The following is an 11411-nucleotide window of genomic DNA, read 5'->3' as shown; positions in this document are numbered from 1 at the left end:
TTTAGCAAATAACTGGCGTTCCTCCGCAGTTGTGATATAGCTTTGATGACGATTAGAAGTCTGGGAGATCTCATCAAGTGTAGCATTTAATTGTTTTTCAAGATCTTCTTTTTTATCGCTGGTTTCCAAAACATAAGCTTCTGACAGTCTTTGGACATCTGAAATGTCCATGTTTATAAGATCTACGTCCATCATACTGGGCAGTTGTTTCTGGTCTATGTTATTGACATCGGTTTGCATCTGATTGATTTGACTAAGGGTAAAAATATTGCCCAAAAGAAAAATAATTATGACAATTAAAATCGAGCCGAGCAGTTTAGTTCTAATCTTCACTCTCTTTTCCGCCTTTCCTGATAGCCAAGATGATTCATCTGAAGCTATACCACATAATTACCGTAATTTAACTCTATTGGTATAGTACCAAGTAATCAAAACTTATCTGTGAACATTGATTAAAGAATTTGTGAAAAAATCACCAAGACCTAACACCTGTCATCCATCATCTTTTCAATTACCCTGCTTGTTGGCGAGTTTTAAAAAGGACAACACTTGGCTCAGCCGTGCTCATACCGCGGCAGATAGGGTATACAGCGCAAAGCAGCTTTGACATAAAAAATCTTCCCCTAATTAATATCCGAGGAAGATTCCAGTAAAATTAAGAGACTTAATTTTTAATTCGTATTTGGAAAAAACGTGTGAAGTAATCAGACTATCTTTGTCGTCCACTCTTCCAGATTCCAGACATCCGTCACCCAATCTTGATAGAATTCCGGTTCATGGGAAACGACAATCACTGTTCCTTTATAATCAGTGATCGCTTTTTTCAACTCTGCTTTAGCTTCCACATCCAAATGATTCGTCGGCTCGTCCAAAACCAGCCAGTTCACATCCTTAAGCATTAGTTTGCATAAGCGGACCTTGGCATTTTCTCCCCCGCTCAAGACCATCATTTTGCTGGCAATATGCTCGCTGGTTAAACCGCATTTAGCCAAAGCTCCCCGGACTTCGGCATTCGCCAAACCGGGAAATTCATTCCAGACTTCTTCTAAAGCCGTCTTCTCATTTTTACGGCTTGACTCCTGTTCGAAATAACCGGGATAGAGGTAATCTCCAAGTTCGACCACTCCGGAAATCGGATCGATATAACCGAGAAGGGTCTTGAGCAGCGTGGATTTTCCTAAACCATTAACCCCTCGAATCGCCACTTTGCGGCCTCTCTCCAACGTCAGGTTCAGCGGCCGCGTCAAAGGCTCATCATACCCTAAAACAATCTCTCTAGCCTCAAAAATCATTTTGCCCGGCGCCCTTGCCTCTCGGAATTTAAAGGTCGGGGTAATCTTTTCTTTAGGCTTCTCCAGAAGATCCATTCTATCCAGCTGCTTCTGACGGCTCTTAGCCCGTCCCGTCGTAGAAATTCTTGCTTTATTGCGGGCAATAAAGTCCTCTAAACGGTCAACTTCTTTCTGCTGCTTATCGTAAGCCTTAATCTCCTGCTGCTTGCGAATTTCGACAAGCTGCATAAATTGTTCGTAGTTTCCGGTATAGCGAGTCAAACTGGCATTTTCCACGTGATAAATGACATTGATAACCTCATTTAAGAAAGGAACATCATGGGACACTAAAATAAAAGCATTTTCATAATTAATCAGATAACGCTTTAGCCACTCTATATGCTCAACATCCAAAAAATTTGTAGGTTCGTCTAAAATCAAAATACTCGGACTCTGCAATAAAAGCTTTGTCAGTAAAACCTTTGTCCGTTGTCCCCCGCTTAAGTCCGTGACCTCTTTGTCCAGACCAATCTCTCCCAGACCTAATCCGTTGGCAACCTCTTCAATCTTGGCATCTAAAGTATAGAACCCGTTATGTTCCAAAATATTCTGGATTTCTCCGACGTCTTCCAAAAGTTTGTCCATTTCCGAGTCAGAAACATTGCCCATGCGCTCATATAAGGTCATGATCTCAGCTTCCAAATCAAACATTCCCTGAAAAGCTTCCTTAAGGACATCGCGAATAGTCTTCCCTTTACTTAACACCGTATGTTGATCCAGATACCCAACCGTGACCCGATTCGACCATTCCACTTTTCCTTTGTCCGGCATCAGCTTTCCCGTGATGATATCCAAAAAGGTGGACTTTCCCTCTCCGTTAGCCCCCACAAGGCCTACGTGCTCGCCTTTCAGCAGGCGAAAACTAACCTCTTCCAAGATTTTACGCCCGCCAAAACCATGGCTCACATTTTCCACATTAAGTATGCTCATTAAACGTATCTTCTCTCCTTACTTATCAAACATGCCTCCGACTTTACGCCGCTTAATACCCTTTCTCGCTTCACCGATTTTTGGCGTAGCCTTAACCGGGCCGCCTTGCTGCGAACTCTTCAATTTTTTATCCGCAAGAATCTTTTTCATCTGCTCAAGAGTTTTGTCATCCATCAAATTATCTCCCATCAGTCATTACTCGATACAAGTTTGCCTAACCGTGACTCTTAGCATATCACAACCCGCCACTAAACGGGTATTCCCAGGCCGAAATCAGCAAACAGCAAACGGCCCTCATTTTACAAGAACTCTAATCTTTACATTAGTTATCCGCAAGGCTAAATCGCTCCTTTACCCTGAGCAATTTTTTCGGCCAATTCATTAAGGTATGTCCAGCGTTCGATGAGTTCATTTAGTTTTTCTTCCAGTTCCTGCTGAACTTTGGCCAGCTCGGTCAGCCTTGTAAAATCTCCGCCGGCCTCATTGAGCATTTGCTGGTTACACTGCAGAGCCTCTTCAGCCTGAGCTATTTGAGCGTCAATTTGCGCGAAATCCTGCTGCTCTTTAAAGGTCATCTTGAGGGGACGTTCTTTTTGGCGTTCCGGCTCGTGCTTATCCTCCTGACGAGCAATGGTTTTGCGCAGAACCTCCTGCTGAGCAACCTGCGTTTTCAGCTGCTCGGCGGCATACACTTGTTCCCGGTAATCCGAATAGTTTCCCACATAGGAACGAATAGAACCTCCCCCTACAAAAGAAAAGATCTTGTCTGTCACGCGGTCCAGAAAATACCGGTCATGAGACACAGCAACAACTGCACCGGGAAAGTCATCAAGATAATTTTCTAATACCGTCAAGGTCTGAATGTCCAAATCATTCGTCGGCTCATCCAATAAAAGGACATTGGGAGCCCCCATGAGAATTTTCAACAGATAGAGCCTTCTTTTTTCACCGCCGGAAAGTTTGCTGAGCGGAGTCCACTGCAGAGCCGGAGGAAACAAAAACCGCTCCAGCATTTGGGAGGCCGTCAAAAAACCGCCGTCAGACGTCGGAATCACCTCAGCCACAGTTTTGATTTCCTCAATGACACGCAAATCAGGATGCAGCGCCGCATTTTCTTGGGCAAAATAGCCGATGTTAACGGTTGACCCCACCTCAACCGCACCCTGATCCGGAGCCAAGCGCCCGGCCAGCAAATTTAAGAGAGTTGTTTTGCCGCTGCCGTTCGGGCCGATAATCCCTATCCGATCGTTTCTCAAAAAAACATAACTAAAATCCTTAATCACCAGGCCTCGGCCTGAGAACCCCTTTTGCACCGTGTGACATTCCAGAATTTTTTTCCCTAAACGAGAGGCCCCCGCAATGATCTCCAACCGCTCATTATGCAGCGCCGGTTTACTTGCCTGAAGCTTTTCGAACCGCTCGATCCTGGCTTTTTGCTTAGTCGTCCGGGCCTGAGCACCGCGCCGCATCCAGGCCAGCTCATTGCGGTAAAGATTTTGGCGTTTTCTTTCGTTCGACTCAGCTTGTTCTTCACGTTCTACCTTTAATTCTAAAAAGCGGCTATAATTTCCGGGATAAGCGTACATGTTGCCTTGATCCAACTCTATAATCCGGCCTACTACCCGATCAAGAAAATACCGGTCATGGGTAATCATAACCAAGGCGCCTTTACGTTTATTCAAATATTGTTCCAGCCAATCGACAGTGTCATTGTCGATATGGTTGGTCGGCTCATCCAAAACCAGCATATCCGTGGGATTGATCAAAGCGCTGGCTAAAGCCACACGCTTTCTTTGTCCACCCGACAGAGTTCCCACGAGCAAATCAAATTTAGAAATTCCTAACTTGGTGAGGATCGTCTTGGCCTCATTTTCCAGCTGCCAGGCATCCAGTTCATCCATCTGCTGCCCAAGGGAAATTACGGCTTGTTGGAGGCTTGCATTTTCCGGCTGCTCATTTAATTTTCCCAGAGCCATTTCATACTCGCGCAACAATTTCATGACGGGGGAATTTCCTTTGAAAACCTGCTGCAATACCGTCGCCCCATCTTCAAACTCCGGGTTCTGAGGAAGAAATTCTAAACGAAGATTATTCCCCATCGCTACATGACCTTGATCCGGCTGCTCAACACCTGCCAGGATTTTAAGCAGTGTGGATTTACCCGTTCCATTCACGCCAATGATCCCGATTTTTTCCCCTTCGTCTATCCCAAAGGAAATATCCTTAAAAAGAACCTTTTCGCCATAACTTTTCGCTAAGTTCTCAACCGCCATAATGTTCATTTCCGTTCCTCCAAACGATCTCATTATATCATGATTCGACAAAAGATTCCCCTGTATACCTTCTGACCCTTTCGGTTTTCAGAAGAGGATGAACATGTATTTTAGCAAGAAAACTTAGGGTGCTTAGGCGGCCGTCTGGTTACACATTTATAAAAGCCCCACAGCTAATGCAGTTTCACCGCATTGCTATGGGACTCTTTTTTGAGGATTTCAAAAATCCTATCAGGGCTTTATGACCCGACTGCATACTTAAAGTTATAGGAAACTTAAACCTATTGACCCTTACTTAGCAAACTTTCTTATTGACCATAATATCAAGAATAATCCGGTCCATTTCCCGGCTGCCCTGAGCAGCCAAACGGCCGAGGTTTTCAATCGTTTGCTCGGCGGTACTCTCAATAATTCCGTCTGTGGACTGAATGGCTATTCCTGCCATAGCCATAATCGCCGACTGAACAGCCGTACTTGTACAAGTCGAGAGCTTTAAAGCACATCCCGCTTTGGCGCCATCACAGAACATTCCGCTGACATTGCCCTGCATATTCTGAATGGCTGTTTTGATTTCCCCCTTGCCTCCCCCAAGCAAATAGGCAATCCCACAACTCGCGCCTGTCCCCGAGGCCGTTGCCCCGCAAAGAGCCGAAAGCCGACCGATCCTTGTCTTAATATATATGGCGATCAAATTGCTCAGAGTCACGGCCCGGAGGAGCTGCTCATGAGAGACATGCAAATTCTGCCCGACGGCAACAACCGGCAAGGTGGCGGAAATCCCCTGGTTGCCGCTTCCCGAATTGCTCATAACCGGCAGAGTGCTTCCCGACATTCGGGCATCTGAGGCACCTGCTGTCAGAGCCATGGCCTGGGTTATCAAATCATCGGCAAAGATCCCTTTGCGAACGCTTTCCTGAATCGTCTTACCAACTTGCAAACCATACTCATTGGCTAGACCTTCCATAGCAATGTTGGTATTAAGCTCAATGGCCTTTTCTATAATGCCCAGATCCCGAAGGTCAACCGCCTGCACAAAATCCCATATGGCATCAAGGGATAAAAAAGAGTCCGTTTTCTTTTCCCGCTCATCCCGCGCATCTTCGTTAAGACGGTCAAGGATGATGTCTCCGTCGGCTTCCAAGTAAACCACTTGAGTATGCTCGTCGGCAATAACCACTTTCGCGGAAGATTGAGACGTTGCCACTACAACTTCAATGTACAGTTTTTTCAAAGTATCGGCCACATCGACTCTGATTTTTTCTGCTTTAATCATTTCCTTGGCCATTTCAACGTCCCGGGGCATCAAGCCGTTCAACACTTCAAGCCCTTTGGAAGCATCTCCGGCAACAACTCCTAAAGCAGCCGCTAAATTGACTCCGCTCCCTTTTGTGCCGGGAATCGTAACCGCCATGGCATTTTTTATAACATTGGCGCTAGCCAGAACGCTGACGGAGGAAACAACGTCACCCTTGACATGCTTCCTGGCCAAAGCGGCCGCATAAGCAATCGCCACCGGCTCCGTACATCCCAGGGCAACGACAAGTTCTTTCTCTAAAAGTCTTAAGAATTCTACATAGTGCACTGTCCTATCCCCTCTTTCTTTGCTGGCCGACCAATAAGCTAAGCGAATAGCGTACATGATCCTTTATGTACTATTCTTTTGCGAGTAGTAAAACTCCTCTTTTTGTTCCCCTTGCAATAAATCATTTTTAGATCGTAAATCTTCTTGATTAAGAAAAACAAAGCACAAAAACTTAAACCTCTGAAATTTTGACTCGTTACATAAAAAGAAAACGTTCTCTCCCCACTGTTCTAAATTTAAAGAGAGGACGCTTTCCTTGCTCATGCCGTCATACTTATCATCTTAGGCTATTTTAAGTTACATTAAGGCCGATTAAGCCTCCCAAACTATCTTGCCGCGTTTTATCACCATGTTCACAGGGTTATGCCCGAAATGATAGGGCAAATAGTTAAGATTGGGCACGTCAAGAACAAGAATATCCCCCTGCTTGCCCACTTCCAAACTGCCCGCCCGGTCGGACCTGCCGACAGCATGGGCGGCGTTGATGGTTGCCGCGGTCAGTGCTTCTTCCGGGGTGAGACGGAGATAAAGGCAAGCCAGGGTCAAAACCAGCGGCATGGACTCCGTCGGTGATGATCCGGGATTGGAATCTGTGGCCAAGGCCAGAGGCACATTGGCTTGCAGCATCGCCCTTGCCCTTGCATAGGAGTTTTTAGCCAGATTAAAGGAAGTCGCCGGCAGGAGCACCGCAATGACCCCCTGTTTGGCTAAAGCTGCAATCCCTTCGTCTGAAGCCTGCAGCAAATGATCGGCACTCGTAACCCCCAGTTTAGCCCCTAACTCAGCTCCTCCGGCGGAATCCAGTTCATCCGCATGGATTTTCAGCTTTAAGTTCAATTCTTTGGCTTTTTTCAGAATCCTTTCACTTGATTGAACACTAAAAACCCCCGGTTCGCAAAAAACATCGCAGAACTCGGCAAGAGCCTCAGAAGCAACTTGGGGCAGCATATCATTGACAACAATATCCGTAAACTCTTCTTCACTGTATCCCGGCGGGACAGCATGGGCCCCCATAAAGGTCGGGACAAGATCGATTGGCTGCGCCTGATCCAATTCTTTGATCAGGCGCAGCGCTCGGAGCTCTTCTTCCAGGGTCAGCCCATAGCCGCTTTTGACTTCAGCAGTTGTCGTACCGAGGCTTAACATTGTCCTGAGACGGCGGCTCGTTTGCGCTTTAAGTTCCTCGTCAGTAGCCTGTCGAGTGCTGCGAACCGTGGAAAGAATTCCCCCGCCCTGTTTAAGAATATCCAGGTAGGGAACTCCTTTAAGCTTCAAGGATAATTCATGCTCGCGTGAACCGGCGTAAATCACGTGGGTATGGGGATCGACGAATCCCGGCGTCACAACTTTCCCTTGGGCATTTATTTGAACGGTATCGGGACCCAGCCACTCGCTTCCCAGAACATCCTCCGTCAAACCTACGGCCACGATGTTGCCTTCACGGACAGCGACAGCGCCATTTTCAATCAACCCGACCTCCGACATTGCAGCGCCACGGGCAGGGCCAGCCGAATGCCCCGCCATCGTTACCAAGGCAGCAGCCGAATGGATCAAAAGATCAGCATGCTTCATCACACCATCTCCTCAAAATCTAATCTGAAACCCCTGTCGGGTTTTACCCCCACGGCCTCATCACTCAGACATCTTGACGCCGCATACGGCCAGAGAATCGTTTTAAAAGCCAAAGACCCGTTTTTCTAAAATTTGTTCACTTGAAAAATCGTGGAGTTTTAAATAATAGGTTGCGGCATCCAGCATCGCATCCAGGGGAACCAGCCCTACGATCTCACTGCCCACAATAGGCACCCCATAATGTGCCGCTTCCGTTTTAATAAATTCCAGGGCCCGGTACAAGGGAGTTCCCTGGGTGTCCACCATATTCATGGAAATCTGCACCATTCCCTGCTCGGAAAGATCGATTCCTAAAGCCTTGACATTGACAAATCCGCCTGAGCTCCCGCGAATTCCCCTGGCAATCGCTTTACCGATCTCCAGATTCGTTGTCCCTAAGTTCACGTTAAAGGCTACCAAAGGCGGACGGGCGCCAATGGCTGTCGCTCCGGCCTTGCCCAAAACACCGGGACCATAATCCGGGGTTCTTTCCGGCGTTTTAATGCTTTCTTTCAGGCCCTCATACTGTCCCCGGCGTACATCGGCCAAATTCCTGCGCTCTGCCCGAGTTGCCGCTTTCTCATAAAGATAGACGGGAATTGACAGCTCCCTGCCCACGCGTTCTCCCAGGGTCTTAGCGAGGTCCACACATTCTTCCATTGTCATTCCCCGCACGGGAACAAAAGGCACGACATCTGTCGCCCCCATGCGAGGATGCTCTCCCTGATGCTGATCAAGATCAATCAACTCAGCGGCTTTGACAATCAGCCTCCAGGCTGCTTCCAGAACATTGCCCGGCTCCCCGATCATGCTGATGACCGTCCTATTGTGATCCGCATTGCTGGAGTAGTCCAGCAAAGTAACACCGGCTGCTTGTCTCACCTCATCAAGAATCTTTTCCACAACTTCCGTCCGCCGTCCCTCACTGATATTCGGAATACATTCCACGATTTTTACCACGTACAAATCCCCCTAAAATCTCAGTTCTTAACTCTTTCCCCTATTGCAGCCGTTCCAAAACTTTGCTTTGACACTCTTCAAATAATAAGTTCCCTTCCTGACGCAGAGTTTGGCACTCCGCCAAGAGTTCTTCTCTCTTATCAGCCGCCTTCAGTCCCAGGGCATTAATTTGGACATTGTAGAGCGCCCCTTCCAAACCGGCTTTAAACATTAAAGCCGCTACCCCCATATCACTTAGAGCGTTGGAGTTCCCTTTGTCCAATAAACCCGGAAGCAGGCGCAAACCGCTAAAACACTCCCGGGCGGTCCGCAGAGGAATCTCTGCCGCTTTAAGCGTAGCCTTTTCCAAAGCCTCACGGCGCAGACTTTTTTCCTCTTCGCTTTGTTTCGGAAGCCCTAAAGCCTCCATCACGCTGTTGAACCCTTCCGTATCTTCGTCCACAAGGGACAACAACAGCTCTTGCTTCATCTGAGCTGTATCCAGCAAGGATTTCATCTCATCCTGAACGGCGGCGAATTTCTCTTTCCCCATGGTCAAGCGGCAAACCATGGCAACAAGAGCATACCCCTGAGTCCCCGCGTAAGCCGCCACACTCCCCCCGCCGGGCGCAGGCGACGAAGAAGCCACCTCAAGTCCGAATTCACGCAGGTCCATATCTTTTAAAGCCAATGTTTCTGCTCCCTCCATACGTAAAATAAACGCGGCCCTCTACTTGCACACCCGCTCTATCAATTCGTCCTTTGGAATGAACGGTATGGTGATATGCCCTTTCCCGGCATAACGCTCGTTAAACTCAATACTCGTCTCAATGGAATGTTCATTCCTGGCCCAGGAACGACGGGCAACTCCTCCCATGACATCCCAGAGAAGCGCCGATTTAATGACGTTGTCCACACGTTCACTCCCGTCAAGAACTAAGCCAAAGCCGCCATTGATGGCCTTGCCGATTCCTACACCCCCGCCATTGTGCAGGGACACCAGGCTCATGCCCCGGGCGGCATCCCCGGCGTAGCTTTGCACGGCCATATCGGCCATGACATTGCTTCCGTCTTTGATATTGGCCGTTTCTCTGAAGGGTGAATCCGTCCCGCTCACATCGTGATGATCGCGTCCCAGCATCACGGGACCGATCACACCTTGGCGAACCAAATCGTTAAATTTGAGAGCGATTTTAATCCGCCCTTCGGCATCCTGATATAAAATTCTGGCTTGTGTTCCGACGACCAGCTTATTTTTCTCAGCGTCTTTGATCCAGATATAGTTATCTCTGTCTTGGCCCCGCCTGTTAGGATCAATGCAAGCCATCGCCGCTTCATCCGTTTTGCGCAGGTCTTCTTTCCTGCCGCTCAAGCAAACCCAGCGGAAAGGCCCGTAACCGTAATCAAAAAGTTCCGGTCCCATAATATCTTCCACATAAGACGGGAAAATAAAGCCGTCTTTTTCATCCACTCCGTTTTTGGAGATCTCTTTCACTCCGGCATCGTAAACCGCTTTCATGAATGAGTTGCCATAGTCAAAGAAATAAGTCCCCCGTTGAACTAGCGCTGAAATCAACTCGTATTGACGTCTTAAACTTTTGTCCACCAGTTTCTTAAATTCTTCGCGCTCCCCAGCGAGCATCCTCGTCCGCTCGGCAAAAGTAATCCCTTGCGGGCAGTATCCCCCTTCGTAAACAACGTGGCAGGAGGTTTGATCCGAGAGTAAATCCACCTTGATGTTTTTTTCCACGGCATACTCCAGCAGGTCCACAATATTGCCCTGGTAGGCAATGGACGTAGGTTCTTTCTTCGCGATATACTCGGCGGCAATCTTAAAGACTTCCTCCAAATCCGCTGAAACTTTAGCAACCCAGCCTTGTTCATGCCGGGTCTGAATGCGCGACTCATCCACTTCGGCGATAATTCCCACACCTTGGGCGATTTCAATCGACTTGGCTTGAGCACCGCTCATCCCGCCGAGACCCGAGGAAATAAACAAATAGCCCTTTAAATCCCCGTCATGGGGCACGCCGAGTTTCAGGCGTCCGGCATTGAGCAAGGTATTAAAGGTCCCGTGGACAATGCCCTGCGGACCAATATACATCCAGCCTCCCGCCGTCATCTGGCCGTAATTGGCCACTCCCATCTGTTCGGCGATTTCCCAGTCTTTCTGATTATCAAACATTCCCACCATTAAAGCATTGGTAATAATGACGCGCGGGGCTTCGGGGCGCGAGGGGAATAAACCCACGGGATGACCGGATTCCACCACCAGGGTCTGCTGATCCGTCATGACTTCCAAATACTTTTTAATCAGACAATACTGCAGCCAGTTCTGGCAGACACTGCCCGTCTCTCCGTAAGTAACCAGCTCATAAGGGTATAAGGCTACGTCAAAGTCAAGATTGTTGTCAATCATGACCTGAAAAGCCTTTCCTTCGATGCAATTCCCTTTATACTCGGAAATCGGCTTCCCGGACAGTTTGCCTGCCGGGCGATAACGATAGGCATAAATTCTCCCCCGGGTGCGCAGCTCCTGCAAAAACTCCGGAGCCAAAATTTCATGAAGTTCTTCCGGCACGTAGCGCAAGGCATTCTTTAAGGCAACCTTCGTTTGTTCCGGAGTAAGACTATACCCACGGTCCGGAGCCCTGCGAATTCCCTCTGCAAATTCTTTGGCTTCAGGCAGTACGGCGTCCAGTTTAACGGTCATAGCTTGCGAGATATCACGATTACTGTTCATCA

The 11411-nt window shown here is 48.1% G+C and carries 9 protein-coding genes; all 9 read right to left on the bottom strand.

What is annotated here, in order from left to right:
- Positions 1 to 333: MCP four helix bundle domain-containing protein (locus REC12_RS22115; RefSeq protein ID WP_308898003.1), on the bottom strand; the 333-nt coding region annotated here is incomplete at its 3' end.
- A gap of 371 nt (positions 334 to 704) precedes the next feature.
- Positions 705 to 2261: an ABC-F family ATP-binding cassette domain-containing protein gene (locus tag REC12_RS22110; RefSeq protein WP_308898001.1), complete on the bottom strand. Its 1557-nt coding sequence runs from the start codon at positions 2259 to 2261 to the stop codon at positions 705 to 707.
- An 18-nt stretch (positions 2262 to 2279) separates the two neighbouring features.
- Positions 2280 to 2435, bottom strand: a complete 156-nt coding sequence (locus REC12_RS22105) for a hypothetical protein (RefSeq protein WP_308898000.1) — start codon at positions 2433 to 2435, stop codon at positions 2280 to 2282.
- A gap of 164 nt (positions 2436 to 2599) precedes the next feature.
- On the bottom strand, positions 2600 to 4543 hold the full coding sequence (locus REC12_RS22100; protein WP_308897999.1) for an ABC transporter ATP-binding protein: 1944 nt from the start codon (positions 4541 to 4543) through the stop codon (positions 2600 to 2602).
- 286 nt (positions 4544 to 4829) lie between these two features.
- Positions 4830 to 6116 carry an L-cysteine desulfidase family protein gene (locus REC12_RS22095; protein ID WP_308897997.1) on the bottom strand — a complete coding sequence of 429 codons (1287 nt, stop codon included), beginning with the start codon at positions 6114 to 6116 and terminating at the stop codon, positions 4830 to 4832.
- A 312-nt stretch (positions 6117 to 6428) separates the two neighbouring features.
- Positions 6429 to 7688 (bottom strand): imidazolonepropionase, encoded by a 1260-nt coding sequence (gene hutI / locus REC12_RS22090; protein ID WP_308897996.1) that lies wholly within the window; start codon positions 7686 to 7688, stop codon positions 6429 to 6431.
- Positions 7689 to 7790: 102 nt separating this feature from the next.
- On the bottom strand, positions 7791 to 8687 hold the full coding sequence (ftcD, locus tag REC12_RS22085) for a glutamate formimidoyltransferase (RefSeq protein ID WP_308897995.1): 897 nt from the start codon (positions 8685 to 8687) through the stop codon (positions 7791 to 7793).
- Between the two features lie 40 nt (positions 8688 to 8727).
- Positions 8728 to 9357: a cyclodeaminase/cyclohydrolase family protein gene (locus REC12_RS22080; RefSeq protein WP_308897993.1), complete on the bottom strand. Its 630-nt coding sequence runs from the start codon at positions 9355 to 9357 to the stop codon at positions 8728 to 8730.
- A 39-nt stretch (positions 9358 to 9396) separates the two neighbouring features.
- The gene (gene hutU / locus REC12_RS22075; RefSeq protein ID WP_308897991.1) at positions 9397 to 11409 is read right to left on the bottom strand and encodes a urocanate hydratase; all 2013 of its coding nucleotides are present in this window, start codon (positions 11407 to 11409) and stop codon (positions 9397 to 9399) included.
- Positions 11410 to 11411 lie beyond the last annotated feature (2 nt).

It is taken from the genome of Candidatus Desulfosporosinus nitrosoreducens, assembly GCF_030954495.1.
GTDB lineage: Bacteria > Bacillota > Desulfitobacteriia > Desulfitobacteriales > Desulfitobacteriaceae > Desulfosporosinus > Desulfosporosinus nitrosoreducens.
Note: the sequence above shows the minus strand (reverse complement) of the source record. Positions and strands in the feature narration are given on the sequence as shown.

Bases quoted from the DNA above. Each gene is read 5' to 3' on its own strand.
- REC12_RS22100 (WP_308897999.1), bottom strand. From the start codon at position 4,543: ATGAACATTATGGCGGTTGAGAACTTAGCGAAAAGTTATGGCGAAAAG.
- REC12_RS22110 (WP_308898001.1), bottom strand. From the start codon at position 2,261: ATGAGCATACTTAATGTGGAAAATGTGAGCCATGGTTTTGGCGGGCGT.
- hutU (WP_308897991.1), bottom strand. From the start codon at position 11,409: ATGAACAGTAATCGTGATATCTCGCAAGCTATGACCGTTAAACTGGAC.
- REC12_RS22105 (WP_308898000.1), bottom strand. From the start codon at position 2,435: ATGGATGACAAAACTCTTGAGCAGATGAAAAAGATTCTTGCGGATAAA.
- hutI (WP_308897996.1), bottom strand. From the start codon at position 7,688: ATGAAGCATGCTGATCTTTTGATCCATTCGGCTGCTGCCTTGGTAACG.